11 protein-coding genes, 1 tRNA gene, 2 rRNA genes and 1 pseudogene are annotated in these 22,021 nt (G+C 40.6%); 8 read left to right on the top strand and 7 right to left on the bottom strand.

The annotated features are described in order from the left end of the window. The first annotated feature begins 870 nt into the window (after positions 1-870). The 4 genes from murJ to AC6ER8_RS02775 all read left to right on the top strand — a co-directional run bounded on the left by murJ (position 871) and on the right by AC6ER8_RS02775 (position 4,768). The gene (gene murJ / locus AC6ER8_RS02790) at positions 871-2,442 is read left to right on the top strand and encodes a murein biosynthesis integral membrane protein MurJ (protein ID WP_497079136.1); all 1,572 of its coding nucleotides are present in this window, start codon (positions 871-873) and stop codon (positions 2,440-2,442) included. A 61-nt stretch (positions 2,443-2,503) separates the two neighbouring features. Then, a complete protein-coding gene (gene trpS, locus AC6ER8_RS02785; RefSeq protein WP_497079134.1) occupies positions 2,504-3,574 on the top strand; it encodes a tryptophan--tRNA ligase in 1,071 nt (356 codons plus the stop codon). A gap of 63 nt (positions 3,575-3,637) precedes the next feature. Then, entirely contained in the window at positions 3,638-4,129 is a 492-nt protein-coding gene (locus AC6ER8_RS02780; protein WP_497079132.1) for a universal stress protein, read from the top strand. A gap of 60 nt (positions 4,130-4,189) precedes the next feature. Then, a complete protein-coding gene (locus AC6ER8_RS02775; protein ID WP_497079130.1) occupies positions 4,190-4,768 on the top strand; it encodes a NifU family protein in 579 nt (192 codons plus the stop codon). Between the two features lie 810 nt (positions 4,769-5,578). On the opposite strand, the gene AC6ER8_RS02770 is transcribed toward AC6ER8_RS02775, so the two are convergent. After that, complete coding sequence (locus AC6ER8_RS02770; protein ID WP_497079128.1) at positions 5,579-5,914, bottom strand: zinc ribbon domain-containing protein YjdM; 336 nt, start codon at positions 5,912-5,914, stop codon at positions 5,579-5,581. A 686-nt stretch (positions 5,915-6,600) separates the two neighbouring features. After that, positions 6,601-8,227 (bottom strand): annotated as a pseudogene (locus AC6ER8_RS02765) (alpha-D-glucose phosphate-specific phosphoglucomutase). A gap of 216 nt (positions 8,228-8,443) precedes the next feature. Between AC6ER8_RS02765 and AC6ER8_RS02760 the strand changes: the two are divergent. Further along, the gene (locus tag AC6ER8_RS02760) at positions 8,444-8,968 is read left to right on the top strand and encodes a peroxiredoxin (protein WP_497079126.1); all 525 of its coding nucleotides are present in this window, start codon (positions 8,444-8,446) and stop codon (positions 8,966-8,968) included. A 965-nt stretch (positions 8,969-9,933) separates the two neighbouring features. Here AC6ER8_RS02760 and hisS read toward each other — a convergent pair. Together hisS and pyrF are read right to left on the bottom strand one after the other, a co-directional pair. After that, positions 9,934-11,421, bottom strand: coding sequence for a histidine--tRNA ligase (hisS, locus tag AC6ER8_RS02755; RefSeq protein ID WP_497079124.1), 1,488 nt, complete (start codon positions 11,419-11,421; stop codon positions 9,934-9,936). 539 nt (positions 11,422-11,960) lie between these two features. Beyond that, positions 11,961-12,806, bottom strand: a complete 846-nt coding sequence (pyrF, locus tag AC6ER8_RS02750) for an orotidine-5'-phosphate decarboxylase (protein ID WP_497079578.1) — start codon at positions 12,804-12,806, stop codon at positions 11,961-11,963. Between the two features lie 449 nt (positions 12,807-13,255). Between pyrF and AC6ER8_RS02745 the strand changes: the two genes are divergently transcribed. The 3 genes from AC6ER8_RS02745 to AC6ER8_RS02735 all read left to right on the top strand — a co-directional run bounded on the left by AC6ER8_RS02745 (position 13,256) and on the right by AC6ER8_RS02735 (position 17,369). Next, positions 13,256-14,332, top strand: a complete 1,077-nt coding sequence (locus AC6ER8_RS02745) for a YrzE family protein (protein WP_497079122.1) — start codon at positions 13,256-13,258, stop codon at positions 14,330-14,332. Positions 14,333-14,719: 387 nt separating this feature from the next. Next, complete coding sequence (locus tag AC6ER8_RS02740; protein ID WP_497079120.1) at positions 14,720-15,586, top strand: abortive infection family protein; 867 nt, start codon at positions 14,720-14,722, stop codon at positions 15,584-15,586. A 418-nt stretch (positions 15,587-16,004) separates the two neighbouring features. Next, positions 16,005-17,369: an MFS transporter gene (locus AC6ER8_RS02735; RefSeq protein WP_497079118.1), complete on the top strand. Its 1,365-nt coding sequence runs from the start codon at positions 16,005-16,007 to the stop codon at positions 17,367-17,369. Positions 17,370-18,744: 1,375 nt separating this feature from the next. Here AC6ER8_RS02735 and AC6ER8_RS02730 read toward each other — a convergent pair. The 3 genes from AC6ER8_RS02730 to AC6ER8_RS02720 form a co-directional block, all read right to left on the bottom strand. Further along, a tRNA-Met gene (locus AC6ER8_RS02730) sits at positions 18,745-18,821 on the bottom strand. Between the two features lie 109 nt (positions 18,822-18,930). Further along, positions 18,931-19,045: ribosomal RNA gene (gene rrf, locus AC6ER8_RS02725) — 5S ribosomal RNA — on the bottom strand. Between the two features lie 67 nt (positions 19,046-19,112). Then, positions 19,113-21,923 (bottom strand): 23S ribosomal RNA (locus tag AC6ER8_RS02720). Between the last annotated feature and the right edge of the window lie 98 nt (positions 21,924-22,021).

Genomic DNA, 22,021 nt, shown 5'->3' with positions numbered 1-22,021 from the left:
TGGCGCTAAAAATAGGCAAGATGCTGTTGAAAATCATCTCTTGCCGTCCTCTGTTTATGGAATCTCTGAAATGAAAAGTACGCTTCATTTATGTCGAGAACATCAAACCGTAAAAGTGAAAACCAATAACGCGCTTTATCATCACCTTTGAACTCAACCTGACAAACTTTTAAAAGCCCTATCTGCTCGATAATGGAAATTGCAGATTCCTTCACGCTTTTATGTTCACTCTTTAAATTGGGTATAATAAATTGATTTATAATGCGTATTCACTATTTTGTATGTTAAATGAGAGCCTCCCAATATTGTAAGCTTCTCTGATGATAAATCTCTCTCATGTTGCATCAATCACAATCATTCGTTGACACGTTACAGATGGGATTAACGGATGGATAAAAAATGACTAAGAAAAGAGTAAAAATACCGTTTCATGAATTGTCTCCCTTTTCATGAATCATCTCAATACAAAATCTGTTACAACACTCAAAGATTAGCATAAGTGTGTGATGGTGCCGGCTTGTTACGTCATAAGCGTAAAGATGAGCCACCCCCCTTATGAACAACACAACACCTTGGGGTATCATTTTCATGAACATCACGCCTTAAGAGAGAAATGATCATTCTATATCTCTAAACTGTTTTGAAAAAGAAATTTTAATTATTTTATGGCAACCATAAAAAGTGTAATGCAACAATAAACAAGGAGTATTTAAAAAGTCTTCACGCATCATTGTTGACAGAAAGACAAACCCCGTCGTAAAACGCTGGAAATATATTTTTGTATGGATATACAGATCAGATTTTCACGATTTAAAACGGTTTATTTTTCCTGTCATCGCTTTTCTTTTACCATAAACCCGATAGATCTTTATGACATTGATTAAAAAAATTGCAACAGTTGCTTCCGGAACTCTCATGAGCCGTATTTTTGGCTTTGTCCGCGAAATGCTTATGGCAGCAGCCTTAGGGACGGGGCCTGTTTCTGATGCCTTTAATGCAGCTTTTCGTTTTCCAAATACATTCCGCCGTTTTTTTGCTGAAGGTGCCTTTAATGCTGCTTTCATTCCTCTGTTTGCAAAAAAAATCACTGAAGATGGTCAAGAAACAGCCTGCAAATTTGCAGAAGAAGTTTTTGGCGTTCTCTTTTCGCTGCTTTTATTGTTAACGATTGCGATGGAACTGGGTATGCCTTTTTTGGTACGAACCATTATTGCGCCAGGCTTTAGCGAAGATGCCACAAAATTTAACGCAACAATTCACTTTACTGCGATCATGTTTCCCTATTTAACCTGCATGTCGCTCGCCGCGATGATGGGAGGCATGCTCAATGCTCTGCGCCGCTATTTTATTGCCGCTGTTGCCCCACTCTTTTTAAATATTATTCTGATTGGTGTACTGGCCTATGCTTGGATCTATCAACTTGACGCTTGGCATATCGGCTTAAATCTTTCTTGGGGCGTGTTGGCCGCAGGACTTCTTCAACTGGCCTTAATTTTTGTCGCTTTACGTCAAAGTGGCATGAAAATTTTCTTCCGCCGTCCCCATTTCACCCCTAATGTTCGCAAGCTCTTAACTTTAGCGTTCCCTGCAGCCATCACCGGTGGTATCACGCAAATTAATTTGCTCATAAACACCAACATTGCTTCGAGCCAATCGGGGGCTGTCTCTTCTTTGATGTATGCTGATCGCCTTTATCAGTTGCCTCTAGGCGTAATTGCCATTGCTGTTGCAACCGTTCTTTTGCCAGAATTAACCCGCGCTTTACGAAGCAAAAAGCATGAAGAAACCCACCATTTGCAAAACCGCTCTATTGAACTCACACTCTTGTTAACACTCCCCGCCTCCATCGCTTTTTTGCTGCTCTCCACCCCTATTGTCAGTTTACTCTTTGAGCGTGGACAGTTTACCGCTCAATCAACACAACATGTTGCACAATTATTGAGACTTTATGGACTAGGACTTCCAGCTTTTGTTCTCATAAAAGTCTTTATTCCTAATTTCTTTGCTCATGAAGATACCAAAACACCGATGATTTTTACAGGTATTTGCGTTTTCATCAATATCAGTCTCGCCTTAACCTTATTTCCTCGTTTTTCAGCATGCGGCATTGTTATTGCTGAAATTACTTCTGGATGGGTCAATACCCTACTGCTTTGGGGGATCCTTATCAAACGTGGTTATTGGAAATACGACCTCCAACTGATAAAACGAATATTATGCCTCATGATTGCTTCACTTTTGAGTGCACTCGCGCTCTATTACGGTTTGAATGTGCGTGGATTTTTATCTTTTCCCTTATCCACAGGCGCCTCCTTTTTCTTGCGAGCCGGCACCTTAGCTGGGATCATGCTTGGCATATTCTTGATCTATTTTATTGCCTATTTTTCAATCAACCCCCGTTCCTTTTTTCACATGCTTAAAAAATTGAAAAAACGTCCATAATATCTATACTTTGTCAAAAACAATAAAACCAATAACCTTGAATGAAAGAAAGCACACTCCTATGGATACCTTCACCCCCCTTGTCTTTTCCGGCGTACAACCGAGTGGTCATTTACATCTTGGCAATTATCTTGGAGCCCTTCAAAATTGGGTTGAATTGCAAAACGCTTATCACTGCCTCTATTGTGTTGTGGATATGCATGCACTCACAGTCAATCCCAATCCCGTGATTTTACGCGAATCCACCAGAACAGTGACAGCCGCCTTTCTAGCCGCCGGTATTGATCCCAAAAAACACATTATTTTTAACCAGTCCCGTGTTTTTCAACATGCTGAACTCGCCTGGATTCTAAATTGTGTTGCCCGTATCGGCTGGCTTCAACGTATGACCCAATTTAAAGATAAAGCAGGAAAAGACCGCGAAAAAGCATCCCTTGGGCTTTTTGCATATCCCACGTTAATGGCTGCTGATATTTTAGTCTATCGAGCAACACATGTGCCGGTGGGTGAAGATCAAAAACAGCATGTTGAACTCACACGCGATATTGCACAAAAATTTAACAATGATTATGCAGACCGTATTGCTGACTTAAATTTGGGCATCTCTAAGCAAACGGATGAAGAAAAAAGACAAGGCTTTTTCCCTCTTCCAGAAGCACTGATTGGGACAACAGCCACCCGCGTGATGTCCTTGCGTGATGCAACAAAAAAAATGTCAAAATCAGATCCTTCAGATTTCTCACGCATTAATTTAACCGATGATGCTGATCTTATCGCCAAAAAAATACGCAAAGCCAAAACGGATTCCGCGCCTCTTCCAGATTCCCTTTCTGCTTTAAAAGAACGACCAGAAGTTGATAATCTGCTTGGTATTTATGCTGCCCTTGCCAAAATCAACAAAGAAAAGGTTCTTTTAGAGTTTTCTGGTCAACAATTTTCACATTTTAAAACAGCTCTAGCCGACCTCGCCGTCCATAAGCTTGCACCCATAACAGAAGAATTACGTCGACTTCACCAAGAAAGCAGTTATATTGACTCTGTTTTGCATGATGGCGCAGAACGTGCTAGTATGCTCGCAGAAGAAAATATGAAAAAAATTCGTGAAATAGTTGGATTTTTGCACAATACATAAAAACAACAAATTTAACAAACTGTAGAGAGCAAAAAAATCGTTTGTACAAAATAGAGAAAGTGCATGATTTCTAACCCCAAAAATCCGAAAAAAGAACCCAAGAAAAAAAACCTCGTCATCATCGATGAAACTCCAGAATGTCGGCGTGCCGTTGCTTTTGCCGCACAACATGCCCAAAATACCAATAGAACATTGGTCTTGCTTTGTATTGTTGATAGTGTAGAATTTCAACATTTTCTGGGTGTCAATAATGTTATGCGTACAGAATCAACGCAAAGTGCTCATAAAATATTAGGAGACATTGCCAGTGAAGTCCGCGCCTCCCATGCGCTTGAAACAGAAATAGTGGTGCGTGAAGGAAAAAAAATTGATGAAATTTCTAAACTAATCGACGAAGATAAAAGGATTGCACTGATTGTTTTAGCCGCCAGTGGACATACAGAAGGACCAGGTCCCCTTGTTCAATTAATCGGAAATAAAGGAACAGCTTTTTCAATCCCTGTCATTGTCATTCCCAGCAATCTTGCCGATGAAGATATTCAATCTATTGCCTAAAAAATATGATATTTTAAAATGCAATGATCTTATCTAATCCTTCATAATAAAGGAGAGACAATGTTTATTCAAACTGAAACCACCCCAAACCCTGCAACACTTAAATTTCTACCAGGACGCGTGGTCCTGTCTGAGGGTGTGTTAGAATTTCGTGACCGTGAAGAAGCGGCTAAAAACTCACCTTTAGCAGCTAAGCTATTTAATATTCCCAATATCAATGGTGTCTTTTTAGGCTATGACTTCATTACCGTAAGCAAAACAGAGGGAGAATGGCAACATCTCAAACCTGTCATTTTAGGCACAATTATGGAACATTTTCTATCCAATGAGCCTGTCATCACCCAAAGTGCGACAACACAAGCACAAGCCCATGCCCTTAACGAGGAATTTTATGACGAAAAAGACACAGATATTGTCCTAACCATTAAAGAACTGCTTGAAACACGTATTCGCCCAGCCGTTGCTAATGATGGTGGCGATATTACTTTTCGCGGCTTTGAAAATGGTATTGTTTACCTCAATATGCGGGGCGCCTGCGCTGGCTGTCCCTCTTCAACGGCAACGCTCAAACATGGTATTGAAAATCTTTTACGCCATTTTATCCCTGAAGTTTTAGGTGTTGAAGCCATGCCACAATAAATATTGGCCTTGAAATAGATAAAACAACAACTCATGTCTTTCTTCAACAAGGCTTAAAACAAACATGGAGTGCGAAGATCTTACACTATTTTATCCTCGATCATTTTAGACGGAATCCATGCCGCCATAAAAATACCATATGGCTTCAAAAAAATGAGAAAATGATAAAGCTTTCCTTATCCCTTACCCCATGGAATTTAAAATGATTTTGCCCCTTTCAAGGCATCATTTCAACGAATCCATCACAGACATGCAAAGATAATACATGGGCAGGAGCGCACTTTAAACTTAATTTGCCTCATGAACTTTTCATGCAAGTTTACCCCAAAAAAATAAAGATCCGTTACAGCAAAAGAAAAGAGTATAAGACAGAGTACAGACTTATCCCCTTCAATCTCATCTTTATCAATTAAGAGGCCAAAGGTATCAAGACTTATAAAGATTCATACATCAAAGCCAGATCTATGAGGGTTGTGTTGGAAATAAGCTAACAAAAAGTGAGAATGCTTCTTCTCTTCAGCCGTTGTCAGTTTCTCACTTTACGGTGTTTTTTTCTTATAAAGCGTGCACGACTATTTTCTTATCAATGAACATCTCGTCCTTAACCAACTAACCTGTTTGAAAAAAAGACAGCTATTTCTCTGGCAAGAAAGATAGGACTTTTATATCTCGAGATAAAATATATTTATTTGATTGGTATAATCTTTAAAAAAAGAAAACAACTCTCTTGGGAAAAATAGCCCTTATCGGAGATAAATATAAAAATAAAAAAACAACGATAAGTAACAACAATGGCAAGAGGATAAAGACTTAAACTTTTTTAACAAACTCCGACTTTAAACTCATCTGACCAATCCCAGGAATTTTGCAATCAATATTATGATCCCCATCCACCAAGCGAATATTCTTGACTTTCGTCCCACCTTTTAAAACAGAGGAAGCGCCTTTTACTTTGAGATCTTTTATTACCATAATGGTATCGCCGTTTGTCAAGATTTGACCATTGGCATCATAAACAATCTCGGCAAGAACAGTATCGTCATTTTTTTGAGACCATTCATGCGCACATTCAGGACACACAAAATTTTCACCCTCTTCATAAGTATAAGGACAATCACAATGAGGACATTTGGGATATTGAGTCATAAACTCCCCTTTTAAAAGAAAAACCATTCATGATAACCGGTCATAAAGCAAGAAGTGTTTATTGTCTATTATTAAAAAAAACATTTCTCTAAGATATCCCCCTCTCAAACGGTATGCATGCATGCAATCATCTTATACAATAGAATGTGTTGATAAGGATGATTGAACATTTTTCAACTGAAATTTCCTCATCATAAGATTCACGTATTGTCATTCCTTCTCATCAATCAAGCAAAATCATTTCCTAACATATGACCAATGAAGTGAAGTAATGGATAACATACATTAAAAAAGAATATCTTATCACCGCTCTCAAAAGCTAAAAACAGTAACAAAAAACAAGAAATTGATGTGCCCAACTTGACCTTTTCTTTTTAAAGAAAGACAACGATTATAATGTTAGAGAACCTATTGCTTTATAAGCATAGTCAATGATTTTATATATTCAATAAGAGCCTTCGAATACCGTAAGATTCTTTCAAACCCCCTTATATTGAATGAGCCCAAGCCTTTCGCTTGCATATGATAAGATGAAAAATTTAAACGCATCTTCTCTAAAATAAATATATGCAATTGCAACAATGATAATATTTTATTTGACATAAAGAGCATTCCTCTATGTCTTTCTTAAAAAAGCATTTCTATCAAACTACCAGACATCATTGGATATCAATATTCCAATGATCTCATGTGATAATATCAGGGTGATCTCGCCCCAATTCTTGTTGTATGTTTAACAGTTTTAGTGCCACCTGTTGCAAAGGTTGAAGAACTTCTTGCGGATTTAAATTATGTTTGCGCGGATCACCTTCATATTGTTCAAAATAAAGCCGTAAAGTAGCGCCAAGCGTCCCTGTTCCCGATAAACGAACTACCAACCGCGCACCATTTTCGAAAAAAATACGGATACCCTGCCGCGTACTCACACTTTGATCAACAGGATCATGATAAGTAAAATCATCTGCTTTTTTGACCAAAAATCCCGCAATTTCTGTTCCAGCTTTTGGTAAGTTCTCCCGCAAGTGCTCTAGGAGTGCCAAAGCTTTGTCTTCTTCAACTTCTTCATAATCATGACGCAGTGCATAAAAGCGCCCATAGCTGCGCCAATGCTCTTGAACAATTTGTGCAACCGACTTTCCTGTTAGTGCTAAAAGATTTAACCAAAATAAGACAGCCCATAAGCCATCTTTTTCGCGGATGTGATGAGAGCCCGTTCCAAAGCTTTCTTCACCACAAAAGGTTACTTTTCCCGCATCCAACAACGTCCCAAAAAACTTCCACCCCGTTGGTGTTTCAAAAAAGTTTAAGCCGCATTTTTCAGCCACCAAATCCGCAGCAGGCGTTGTTGGCATAGACCGTGCAACCCCCACCACACCTTTTTGATATCCTTTAATAAGATGAGCATGCTCAACCATAATCGCTAAAGAATCCGAAGGCGAAACAAATTGCCCACGTCCAATAATGAGATTACGATCGCCATCCCCATCAGATGCCGCACCAAGATCTGGTCCTTGCTCTGACATCAATAAATCGTAAAGAGGCTTAGCATAAACCAAATTGGGATCTGGATGACCGCCTCCAAAATCTGGTAAAGGAAGACCATTAACCACCGTCCCTTTAGAAAATCCTAAGCATTTTTCAAAAATTTCATGAGCATAAGGCCCTGTTACCGCATGCATAGCATCAAACCGTAAAGTCAAACCACCCGCCACGGCTTTGGCAATACAGTCAAAGTCAAAAATCTCCTGCATCAAAGCAACATAATCGGCAACAGGATCAATAATCTCGATCTGCATAGCTCCCATAAAGGTCATCCCTTGCCGATCTAAATCCACATCTGAAGCTTCAAAAATTTTATAAAAAGAAAGACGTTGTGATGTTGTAAAAATAGCTTCACATAAAGCATTAGGCGCTGGTCCACCATTGGAAATATTGTATTTGATCCCACAATCTCCATCTACCCCCCCAGGATTATGGCTTGCGGAAAGAATAATGCCACCATGCGCGTGGTATTTACGAATAAGATGCGAAACAGCAGGGGTAGAAAATCCCCCCCTTTCCTACTTTAATGCGAGAAACACCATGCGCTGCGGCCATCTTCAAAACAATCTGAAGCAGAGTCCGATTAAAAGTGCGCCCATCTCCCCCAAGAATCAACATTTTTCCTTCAAGAGGTCCAATGTTATCAAAAAGAGACTGTATAAAATTTTCCACATAATGGGGTTGTTGAAAAACAGATACCTTTTTACGCAAACCAGATGTTCCTGGTTTTTGCCCTTCAAAAGCTGTGGTCAAAACTGTCTTTATGGTCATGGCAATACCTTCATACTCTTTCCTTTAGTTTTAAGATGAAGAGTATTCAAAGTCGACCATTAATTCCACTTGACGCAGGTGTGAAATATTTGCACACTCATGAGAATTAAGAATTTTTAAAGAAGCCCTTTGATTTAAAACGCTCCTTTCCATATGCTTTTAAAGATGAAGGCTATTTTAAAACACAATTTTCGTAAAAAATATAGGAGCCTCCATATGATGAAAAAAACCGTTCCCAATGTCACATTTCACACACGTGTCCGCGATGAATCAGTGAGTGGGGATAACCCTTATCGGTGGCAAGAAGTGAAAAGCGATGCTTACTTTAAAGGAAAACGTGTTATCCTTTTTTCTCTTCCTGGCGCTTTTACCCCCACGTGCTCAACCTTTCAGCTGCCTGACTTTGAAAAACTCTATGATGAATTTAAACAAGCCGGTATTGATGAAATTTATTGCCTTTCCGTCAATGATGCTTTTGTTATGAATGCTTGGGGAAAAACACAAAATATCAAAAACGTAAAATTAATTCCCGATGGTTCTGGTGAATTCACACGCAAAATGGGTATGCTGGTTGCAAAAGACAATGTTGGTTTCGGCATGCGATCATGGCGCTATGCTGCTGTTATTAATGATGGTGTGATTGAACAATGGTTTGAAGAAGCAGGTTTTTCAGACAATTGTGCAACAGATCCTTATGAAGTTTCTTCACCACAACATATTTTAAAAGCTTTGAAAAACTAATTCCAACGCAAAATCGCTGATTGAAATTTTACGACACAAATTTTTCTAAAACAGGAAAATTTGTGTCGTTTATGTTTTTTTAAAACATCTATTTATAATAATATTTTGATTGATAATGATCATTTAAACGTTATTCAACTTGCGCTCGCCCCTGAAATATCGGAATATTTCTCATTTCAAATCTGTTTCTCATTGAATCAATAAAAATCACTTACTTGCACGTCATAAACGGAGGAGGATGTGGGTAAAAACTGTGCAATAACAATGCCTTTTCATGAAATCGTCGAGAAATGCCAAGGAGTGGTCCACAACATTTGAGAGCTGAAAAAGTCGTGTGATAGTGCCGTCTTGCTCCTTTAAAAGCATAAAGATGGAAGCTCAATGACTTTTATATTATTTCGTGGGAGCTTTATCGTTATAGCATTCATGGGTGCCGCCTATGAAAGAGACATGATGTGCACTTTGAGAAACGTCGCTTTAAAACAAGCTCGTGAATATGTAACAGACCTATATCTTCATATTCCATTTTGGGCGTTCTATTTTACATGAAAGTCACCCCCATGAAAGATACGCGATAAATAAAAGACAATGCATTATCTTCATTATCTAAAAGATATTGCTCTAGATGCTTTTGAAAACCATAAAGTCAAACGAAAGAATAATGGTAAAGAAGAAACATTGGTTTTTACCTTTAGGTCTTCTCCCCCCGATGAGGCAGTCCGCCGATTTTAGAGATGACACAAACTAAAGAAACCCAATACTTCCGCTTCCATCTGGCATACAAAAGCTGAAAACAGCTCACAGAGCTCTTAATCTGTTTTAATCTTTGTCTCACAACATGTGGACTGCTTTAGGTTGGCGGTTGATTGACAAGCAAGAACAAAAGCACAAGCTCTTTTAGGAAAACAACGCGATAAAGTCCAAAACTTAAAGCCTGCAATGTTACAGCCAATTGCCTTACACCCTTACCGCCTTTGGGATGCCAAAATATCTTTTACTGTTTGCACCAATTGCTCTTCATCAACCATAACTTGTGCAGGACGGCTTTCACGCCATGTTTGATTATCCTTAATTTCCTGAGACAAACGGGTTCCTTCAATCAAATCTTTAATCTGTATTTTTCCATTCTCACGTTCTTGTGATCCTTGAATAACCACACAAGGAGCTTTACGTCGATCAGCATATTTCATCTGCGCTTTCATTCCTGCGGCCCCCACATAAAGTTCCGCACAAATTCCCGCATTTCGCAATTGCATCACCATTTTCTGATAGCGTGCAACAGCTTCTGGCTCTTTATCCATCATCAGCACCACAACAGGTCCAAGCGTATTTTTCACGGGCAATTTTTCAAGGTTTTGCAAAGCAGCAATCAAACGAGAAATCCCTATGGAAAAACCTGTTGCCGGAATATTTTCCCCGCGAAAACGCGCGACCAATCCATCATAACGCCCCCCACCCCCAACAGAGCCAAAAACTACTTTTTGCCCATCATCATTGAGAACATCAAAAAGCAATACTGCTTCAAAAACAGGTCCCGTATAATATTCCAATCCACGCACCACCGAAGGGTCAATTTTAATGCGCTCGTGATACCCATTAGCCGCAAAAACTGTTTGCATTTCCTCAAGCTCGCGAACCCCTTCAAGCCCTTGCGCACTCTGACCAACGATTTTTCTTAAAGCATCAAGCGTTTCTTCTGCCGTTTTTGCTTCAACGGTAAGTAAAGAAAGAATATATTCAATCTCTTTATCACGAAGCTCTGCGCCTTTTGTAAAATCACCACTTTCATCCAAACGTCCCTTGCCTAAAAGCAAACGGACACCTTCAGGACCAAATTTATCCAATTTATCCATGGCTCGAAGAACAGTTAAGCGCTTTTCAAGTTGCTCCGTTTCTTCTAAACCAATCAACTGCAAAACACTTTCCAAAATTTTTCGGTTATTCAAACGAATAGCATAATCATGGCGTGCAATACCTAATTTTTCCAAACTATCGGCTGCCATCATGCAAATTTCAGCATCTGCTGCAACGGTTGGTGTTCCAACAATATCCGCATCAAATTGCATAAACTGCCGAAACCGCCCTGGTCCAGGCTTTTCATTGCGAAAAACAAACCCCAACCGATAACTGCGATAGGGTTTTGGTAAGGTTTCAAAATTTTCAGCAAAATAACGCGCAAGAGGAGCCGTCAGGTCATAACGCAAAGACATCCATTGTTCATCATCATCTTGGAGCGAAAAAACCCCTGCATTGGGACGATCTGAATCAGGTAAGAACTTTCCCAATACATCAGTATATTCAAAAATGGGCGTTTCAAGCGCTTCAAAACCGTAAAGTTCATAAACTTCACGAATTTGTGCAATCATGGTGTCAGTAGCATACAATTGCGCACTTGTACGATCCACAAAACCACGGGGTAAACGGGCTTTGGTTTTTTCTTGTTTTAATGACATGTTATTCTCTAGCAACAATATGTGTTTACGGATAACCATTATCCCATAGAAACAAACGCTGCAATGACTTTATCGCTCTTAAAGCTTTTAACAACATGTTAGAGGCTTTGATTTGACAAAAACAACCGTCTTAAAGCAACCTTTAAAAAATACCCTGCATAAGGTCACGCCCCCCACAAAACAAAACACCCACAATAAAGAACATCATTCTATCGCCCAATATGACCAATTGTCCCCCCTTGTTTTAAAAATAGCTCTCTATGCTCTCACATTTATTTCATAAATAATCTTATGAATCGTATCATGATGTTCGCATAATGTCCTCTGAGTGCAAAAATAAAGTCTTCATAAAAAGAATAAAGTCCATGATACATCCCTCCCTCTGATACCCCAAATATAAGCTGCAAGCCGCTCATACGCTTATAACATCCCTCAATGTTGCAAAAACTCTTGACACGTGAAAGAGGTCATAAGAAGCATTGTTATTTTTATCTTTAAGTATTTCCCCCCCAATTCCCCTTAGAGCAAGAGCCAAAAATTTAAGAGAGAAGCGTGTTTTTAGATTGCTCAGCAAAATGATGAATGACATTTTTTAAATCAGCACTCTTTGGACCAACCTCTGTAATCGACCTTGAAATTGAAGGAATAATATTCGGCCATAGCCTTTGAGGAAACTGCTGAGTTAATTGTGTTATTGTTCCCCCTTGAGCCCCAATGCCTGGCACAAGAAACAAGCTATTTTCTAACGATTCAATTGTCTCTTTTGCGTCACGACCTAATGTTGCGCCAATCACTGCTCCGATAGGTCCAATATGGCGATATTGACTTGAAGATTGGCGATTATAGTCATAAATACGCTGTGCCAAATGAACGGAAACCGTTTGATCCCCAATGCGGGCATTTCGAATGTGCCTTCCCTCTGGATTCGACGATTGAACAACCATAAAAACCGCTGTTTCTGTTTCTTCTGCAATCTTTATCAAAGGAATGAGAGCATCAAACCCTAAAAAAGGATTGACGGTCATAGCATCGGCTTTGAAAGGACTCTTAGCACCAAGCCAAGCGCTACCGTAAGCTTCAGCCGTAGAACCGATATCTCCTCTTTTAGTATCAGCCAAAACCAACAAACCTTGTTTTTGTGCATTTTCAATGAGTTCTTTAAGAACTTGAAGCCCCTCCACACCATACAATTCAAAAAACGCAACCTGCGGCTTTATTATCCCGACCTTCCCCACAACCGCTGTTAAGAGGATATCACAAAAATCTTTTAGCCCCTTATAATCGAGGCTCAAATTCCATGATTGCAAAACTTTATGACTCGGATCAAAACCAACACAAAGGGGTCCATATTTTTCACTATTTTTAAAAAAAGCTGAACAAAACATTTGATATCCTAACACGGTCTCTCTTTAAACTTTTTGATACAATCAAAAAGAAAAACATTTGTCAAAAGAATACAATCCTCAAAACACAAAGAAAGCACTTTCATACTATTCCTCTCATAGAAAAATTCTGCTTTTGCTTATGAAGGATATTCCCATTCATAAGACTTATCGCATGTTTATCAATCAAGACGTTGTCATGATGATTCCGTTCAATGACCTCAAAGCCCCCCACCTTATCTCTTTCACGCCCCCTTTATCTCTGATCAAAAAAAATCTCGATAAATTAAAAGAAAGTTAAAAAAACACTCCACCATAAGGCTCTCAATCTTAAATTTTAGATCTTTCCTATTCACCTTGATCGTGGCTCATTTATCCATGATGAGGCATAAACTTTGGAACATAATTGGCAAAAAGACATTGTATCTCCAGCATATTCAAGGAGATAAAACATGGAAACCCGCATTCCTGAAGACACAGCTTTCGATACGAATTTTTTCAGTGAAACATCTCGAGAAACAAAATATTCATTCTTTTATACCCCTATTTCATGGTCCGCCATTTTTGCTGGACTGGTGACAGCTCTTGCTGTTTCAATCTGCCTCTCTTTTCTCATTGCAGCGTTAGGTTTTAGCCAAATGGACTTTACCTCGTCCTCTCCTTTTAGAGGTTCTTTCCTCTCAATGGGTATTGGCTCTCTTATCGTTATGGTGATAAGCCTTGCAAGTGGAGGCTTTGTGGCGGGGCGTTTTGCTGAAATCTCTGGCACTATTCACGGCTTTCTCACTTGGGCTCTTGTAACATTGCTGATGACGCTCCAAGCCATTCATGTGGTTTCAAGCACAGCAAACTTAAGCGCTAAAGCGGTTGGAAAAAGCACTTCTATGATAGAACAAACTCTCGACAGCCTCCCCTCCCTCCTTTCAAAATTAAACAGCGAGGATTTTGCAAAGTTTTTTGCAACAAAAAATGACAATGAGATTAATTTTGACCAACTTGACAATGAATTACGCTCTCTTCTCAAGAAAAGCGATATTCCGGCTCTCAATCCTGAGCGTTTGAAACAAACCTATCAGGCAGCACTCAATGATATTGGTTCTGCGATAGCCGCTTTCAAAAATGATCCTTCGCATTATCGCACCACTTTGAAAAATCTAGGGGATAGCCTTTCCAATCACCTAGAAGCTTTAACAGAAAAATTGAATCAAAGCGATATTATCAAAGCCCTGATGAACAATGGCATGAGCCGTGCAGATGCACAAAAGGCAACCACCAGCGCTGTTCAACTTTATCAAAGTGCAGAGGAAAAAACAGAACAAGCCCTCAAAGCTCTAGAACAACAAGCCGATAGCTTATCTCAAAAGCTTGATGCTCAAGCAAAAGATGCTCTTCACATGGCTGATAAAGTCACGAACACAGCATCACATATGGGATGGTGGGGCTTTTTAGGAAGTCTGATAGGCGCCATAATTTCAAGCATTTGTGGTTATTATGGCTACAGAAGTCGTAAGGATGTTTTCAAGCTTTAAAAACTTGTCCCTCTAAAGCAAAACAAACAAGCATAAAAAAAGCTGCACAAATGGTGCAGCTTTTTTTTATGCTCTTTGCCTCTAAAACGATGAAAACAGTATCAGATATGGAATGGTAGAGCTTTTTAAGAAACCTAATAGGCACCTTCATTTCAAGTATTATGCGCCTGAGCATTTCCTCATTTTCAATCACAAATCATCTTCCCCCTTATAAGACACACCGTAAAAAAATAAAAATTTTTTAAAACATGATAGAGTATTTTTTACGCAAAATTCTTATATGAAGCGCAATACGATGTGTGAGATCTTTTACCAAAGATCACACAATAAAGATCATATTCTCAAAACCACTCCACACGGCACTTTTAAATACTATAAAGGCATACAATGGACTTATCATCCTCGCAAAACACATCTCAGAAAAACAAAATCCCTCCTGCAATCATTGGACTACTCCCTCAAATATTTTCAGACCATTATACGAAGAAAGAGTTAAACCACTTATTTTTTAACTTCCCTGCTCCTGATGAAACAGAAGAAGATAGCAAAGTCTTTAAAACCAAGAAACGGCTCCAAGCCATAAACACGGAATGCGATGAACCACTTGAAATTCTTAGCAATCTTCTTGCGGATTTTATGAACAAAGAGCATTATTATTATCCTCACAAAAATCCCCAGCTAAAGGAAGATAAATGTAAAGTTCTAAAAACTTTAGAGAAAACTGGATTAGAATATCACCGTGAAGGGTATATTACAAAAGCAGGCTTTCTCTCTATAGAAGAATTGCAAAAAGAAGTTGCAAAGAACGGGCTATTAGCCGTAGACACTGAAATAAAGAGAGCATTAGAACAAATAGAAAAAGATCCAAAGGGTTCAGTTGTACGTGCAGCAAATCTATTGGAGGCATCTTGTAAAGTTTATCTCGACCACCACTCTATCTCATATAAAGAAACAACCAGCACGCTGCCCGCTTTATGGGCACAAGTCGTAAAACATGCTGAGATTCGTCCAAAAGATATGGAGAAAAAAAACTTAAACGATCTGGATCCAAAAGACTTAAAAATGATTGCATCTGGTCTCTACCAAGTGGTGCAAGGGACCATGAATCTAAGAAACAAAAAAGGTGCATCCCATGGTCGCTCGGAAGCAAACTTTCGAAATATCAACCTCAAACCGCGTCATGCGTGCTTAGTTGTTAATGCCGCCTCTGCCCTTGCAATGTATATCTTAGAGTTACGTCAAAAAACATCATAAAAAATACGCTCGATAAACGAAACAGATTGATCCTAACATTTTCCCTTCATGAATCTCACACCAGAATGCGAACAAACTCTGTAAAATCGGACCAGATCTTATAAGAACTACAAACCTTTTGACCTTTGGAGCAGAGCCTTACACTTTTGTGGAGGCTCTGTTTTGCTTTCATGCAGAGAGAATTGACAGTCAATAGACTCCTCGATAAACTCTTTGAGATCTGCTTAAACAAGAGTTTACAAAGGGGGGTATACAAGAGGATAGCCAAAGGGGATAAGCATTGGGGGAAACCGTCAGCACTCCCAATGACATTCATGCCAATAACACAGCCTTTACAAACAGAGGGTTATTCTCAAAACCTGTGATTTGTGGGACAGAGCCAATATTGTAAAGACTATCAAGCAGGGGGAGCATAACAATGCAAAAAAGAGACTCTTATACAAAATCAGAAAAGTCCGTCATCTATACCGTCATCATCTCTAGCATATTGCCCTTGCTCGATGGGAGCATTGTGAATGTCATCCTCCCCAGACTTGCCAATTATTTTTCAGTGCAAGAAAATAATATACAATGGGTTGTAACCTCCTATTTTCTCGCCACCGTTCCAGGACTTTTGATAGCCGCTTTTGTGCAGGGGAGAATAGGCGTTAAAAAAACTTGGCTGCTTGCAAACGGCATTTTTATGCTTGGATCACTAGGGGTTGGATTAAGCTATGATTTTCAAAGCATTATCTCTGCCCGTATCATTCAAGGCTTTGGAACAGGTCTTTTATTACCCTTAAGCCAAACCATTATTGCCTTACAATTTGGACAAGATCGCGTTCGCCAAGCCATGGGGACAATCGCCGTACCAACGGTTTTTGCTCCTGCCTTTGGACCGCTTGTTGGTGCTTCCATTGCTCAATATGTCTCTTGGCGTTTGTTATTTTTTATCAATATTCCACTTATTTTATTAGCCATCGCCATTGGAATAAAACATTTAAAAACCAATGAAACAGTAAAAACAAAATTTAACGTACTGGCATTTTTAGCCTTTTCTCTATCCCTTATTTCATTTTTTTATCTCACAGAAGCTGGAAACAGCCATAACAACAACACGCTCTCTCTCATAGCCCTGATAGCGATCATCTCTCTCATATTCTTCATTGTTTCTAATCAAAAAGCAAAAAACAAATTAATTGTCTTTAGCGGATTTACCAATGTACGCTACACATTGCTCATGATCATGGGACTGATTGCCTCCTTTCTTTTTTATAGTTTTCTTGTTTATTACCCCCTAGCAATTGCCTTAGAAAAGCCCCATGAAACAAGCCTTCTCATCATTGGTGTCCTCCTTGCTCTACAAGGGGTTGGCGCATGGATTGGTAGAAAATTTATTTACCAGAAATGGAAAGAAAAATCTCCCTTTTTCATGATAGGAATTGGTCTGTTAATCTCAAGCTTTGGCTTATTATGCTTTGGCTATACAATAAGCATCGATGGATTGGGTTTCTTACTAAGAGGTATAGGGCTTGGTATTACCACCATTGTATGCCTATCCGCCCCCATTCAATATGTCGATCGTTTATACGTTAAAGATACAGCCGTTATCACACGCCTATTACAGCAAATAGGTGGGGCTTTGGGCGGTGTGTTCGCAGGCTATTTGCTCCATACGCTAACAACAGAAGTTCTTTCCCTCAACCAAACATATCTCCTATTTTTCCTCTTCTCTATTGCTGCATTTTTACTGTTTTGCCTCGTACTCTCCTCCGCACGTAAGGAAAAAAACGCAAATTTATGAAATATTTTGTGAAACACCATAACATTTGCAACGATGCATGAGATCATAGAGCATGTGCTTTAGTTGAAAAATACCAATAGGCTGGAACTTTAGCCCCAACCTTTATCTTTAAAACCCGCTAGGCTCCTTAAGCTCTAACATTAATCACCCCCTGTCAATGATACTCCATTACGCCTCTAACCGCTTTTCTAAAAGATGAGAGGGAAGATTGTATAAATATGCTCTTGGAAAATCTCTAAAAACTTAGAGCTATACTTCGCCATAAATAGCTCAATACATATTGCCATATGGCATGTAAGCATCTTTGAAAAGACCTATAGAATCTAAACATGCATTTCAATGTACGCTAAACCACCAGCACACTCCCCCCCTACACTCCATAAATACTATCTCTCAAGCATCGCGCTGCCACACACTGTGACATGGAAAATCATATCCTGAGCACACCAGTCATCTGATAAATGCATAGCGTATCTCCCTCAAAAGATAATTCTCATAACACCTATGCTTCATGTACTTAAGCATTTTTAACGGATCAATCATTTTTTTTGCCCTCTCGGCTTTTCCTTAAGCACAATGATGTGAACATGGAAACGTTTGTAAGATATCCTATTTGCAACAAATTTAGCCAGCTTTACAGTTGATCCATTCCCTCTCATAGTTAAGAGAGGTTTCAGCACTCATAGGCTATAAAGTCCACTGTTGCTATTTTCTGCTTTAGCGAAAGATAGGAAGGCATTTCAAACGATAAAGAAGCAACAAGAGCATGAACTTAAAGGAGCATTTTGAGTTTCAAACTGCAAATCTTCTTACGCAAATTATTTTGCATGTCTCCCCCGCCCCCCCGTTATTTACGTCTTCTGAGTGGGAATTATAGAGAATACAATGAAGAGAGAGAAGGTACTAATTTTTTATTTTCTTCATTGTCGCGAGGATTTTTAAACACTGATGATTTTTCGGGGAATGCTCGTATTTTTACGACACACATAAAAGTTTTATTTTGGACTGGCCCTGACTGACTTAAGCAATATGATAGGTGATGTAAAATAGGATGGGCATCTTTTATTGTTTTGATTTAGGATTTATTTTCTCCATGCTCTGAGCATGAAGGCTTTCACCATAACTTTCCCCAATGATAGCTTTCAGGTAGGTTTATTTGCCATTGAATTGAGCATTATTTTGCTGCGAAGAGAGCAAGGATATAGACATTAGAAGGGTATGCTGATTTCCCTATGATTTATGAGTTCTGGAGAATGCTTTTTGTAGCGTCATCATTTTTTTCAGCACTATTTTTTGAGATCTGGAAACATGTTGGATCATTTTTAATTGAGCGATTTTATTGAGGAGTTTTTTTAAGTTATTGATTATTGAGATTTGGTTGCGGGGGCAGGATTTGAACCTGCGGCCTTCAGGTTATGAGCCTGACGAGCTACCGGGCTGCTCCACCCCGCGTTATTATATTAAAACAAGAGTTTTTTGTTGTCTACAGAGTGTATTTATAATGTTTTATTATATTATATTTTTATTAAAAAGTTTTGAGAATATTTTATGCATTTAGCAGACCTGGCAGCGACTTACTCTCCCGTGCCTTAAGGCAAAGTACCATCAGCGCTGGAGCGTTTCACGGCCGAGTTCGGGATGGGATCGGGTGCGTTCACTCCGCCATAACCACCAAGTCAGCAAAATGCATAAGATTGAGAAGCTGGGTATATTATATTTTCAGAATGAATATGAGAAATGGGAACGATCAAGTCGATCGAACGATTAGTATCAGTAAGCTTCATGTGTTACCACACTTCCACACCTGACCTATCAACGTGGTGGTCTACCACGGTTCTCAGGGAATACTAGTTTTCAGGTGAGTTTCCCGCTTAGATGCCTTCAGCGGTTATCTCGTCCGTATATAGCTACCCTGCTATGCGGCTGGCGCCACAACAGGTCCACCAGAGATACGTCCATCCCGGTCCTCTCGTACTAGGGACAGGTCCTGTCAATATTCCAACACCCACGGCAGATAGGGACCGAACTGTCTCACGACGTTCTGAACCCAACTCACGTACCGCTTTAAATGGCGAACAGCCATACCCTTGGGACCTGCTCCAGCCCCAGGATGCGATGAGTCGACATCGAGGTGCCAAACAACCCCGTCGATATGGACTCTTGGGGGTCATCAGCCTGTTATCCCCGGCGTACCTTTTATCCGTTGAGCGATGGCCCTTCCACACGGGACCACCGGATCACTATGACCGTCTTTCGACTCTGCTCGACTTGTCAGTCTCACAGTCAGGCAGGCTTATGCCATTGCACTCAACAAACGATTTCCGACCGTTTTGAGCCTACCATCGCGCGCCTCCGTTACTCTTTAGGAGGCGACCGCCCCAGTCAAACTACCCACCATACACGGTCCCGAATCCGGATAACGGACTGCGGTTAGACATCCATATCGGTAAGGGTGGTATTTCAAGGATGACTCCACAAAGGCTGGCGCCCCTGCTTCAAAGTCTACCACCTATCCTACACATACAGACACAAATGCCAGTGTAAAGCTATAGTAAAGGTGCACGGGGTCTTTCCGTCTAACCGCAGGAACCCCGCATCTTCACGGGGAATTCAATTTCACTGAGTCTACGTTGGAGACAGCGGGGAAGTCGTTACGCCATTCGTGCAGGTCGGAACTTACCCGACAAGGAATTTCGCTACCTTAGGACCGTTATAGTTACGGCCGCCGTTTACTGGGGCTTCAATTCAATGCTTGCACATCTCCTCTTAACCTTCCAGCACCGGGCAGGCGTCAGACCCTATACGTCGTCTTGCGACTTCGCAGAGCCCTGTGTTTTTGGTAAACAGTCGCTACCCCCTGGTCTGTGCCACCCTCTAATGGTTGCCCACTAAAGGGTCACGCTTCTTCCGAAGTTACGCGTGCAATTTGCCGAGTTCCTTCAACGTAGTTCTCTCAAGCGCCTTAGTATTCTCTACCAGTCCACCTGTGTCGGTTTCGGGTACGGTCTATATGTGGGAGCTATTTCCTGGAACTGCTTCACTGCAAGATCAATCCAATAAGACCTTACAATACACGCAATCCGTCACTACCCACAGGTCCACGAATATTAACGTGGTTCCCATCGACTACGCCTTTCGGCCTCGCCTTAGGGGCCGACTAACCCTGCTCAGATTAACTTTAAGCAGGAACCCTTGGACTTTCGGCGAGGGAGTCTCTCACTCCCTTTATCGTTACTCATGTCAGCATTCTCACTTCCGATACCTCCAGGAGCTCTCACGAGTCTCCCTTCACAGGCTTACGGAACGCTCCGCTACCACTTACTCCAGAAGGAGTAAATCCACAGCTTCGGTGTATGGCTTTAGCCCCGTTACATTTTCGGCGCAGGGACCCTTATTTAGACCAGTGAGCTGTTACGCTTTCTTTAAATGGTGGCTGCTTCTAAGCCAACATCCTGGTTGTTTTGGGATCCTCACATCCTTTCCCACTTAGCCATAACTTGGGGACCTTAGATGGTGGTCAGGGTTGTTTCCCTCTCCACGACGGACGTTAGCACCCGCCGTGTGTCTGCTAGTTAGTTCTTCCAGGTATTCGGAGTTTGGTTAGGTTTGGTAATCCGGTGAGGACCCCTAGCCCATCCAGTGCTCTACCCCCTGGAGAATTCGACTAACGCTCTACCTAAATAGATTTCGCGGAGAACCAGCTATTTCCGAGTTTGATTGGCCTTTCACCCCTAGCCACAAGTCATCCCAATCTATTGCAACAGATACGGGTTCGGCCCTTCAGTAAGTGTTACCTTACCTTCAGCCTGCTCATGGCTAGATCACTCGGTTTCGGGTCTAATCCAACGAACTGAACGCCCTATTCAGACTCGCTTTCGCTACGCCTACACCTACCGGCTTAAGCTTGCTCGTTGGACTAAGTCGCTGACCCATTATACAAAAGGTACGCCGTCACCCAGAACTAATCTTGGGCTCCGACTGTTTGTAGGCATTCGGTTTCAGGTACTTTTTCACTCCCCTTGTCGGGGTACTTTTCACCTTTCCCTCACGGTACTGGTTCGCTATCGGTCATGCACGAGTACTTAGGCTTGGATCGTGGTCGACCCATATTCAGACAGGATTTCGCGTGTCCCGCCCTACTCAAGGACTTAAAGAAGAGTTACGTATACGGGACTATCACCCACTTTGGTTCGACTTTCCAGTCGATTCTACTTTTCTTTCTTCAAGCCACTGGCCTGGTCCGCTTTCGCTCGCCACTACTAACGGAGTCTCGTTTGATGTCCTTTCCTACAGGTACTTAGATGTTTCAGTTCCCTGCGTTTGCTTCTTACACCCTATTTTATTCAGGTGTAGATACCTTTTTATGACGACTAGAAAATTAAACTGTTTTTAAAAACAGCTTAATTTTTCTAGCCATCAAAGGTGGGTTGCCCCATTCGGAAATCTACGGATCAAAGGGTATTCGCACCTCCCCGTAGCTTATCGCAGCGTATCACGTCCTTCATCGCCTGTGCATGCCAAGGCATCCACCAAATGCCCTTAAGACACTTGATCGTTCTCATTGCCAATATTCATTCTATAATCTCTACCATTCATTCAAAGGATTGTTTCAACCAAATGATTAAAACAATAACAATGCCTAAATGATAATG

It is taken from the genome of Bartonella sp. SL320 (genome assembly GCF_059687635.1).
This window is presented reverse-complemented; position numbering and strand designations above follow the sequence as displayed.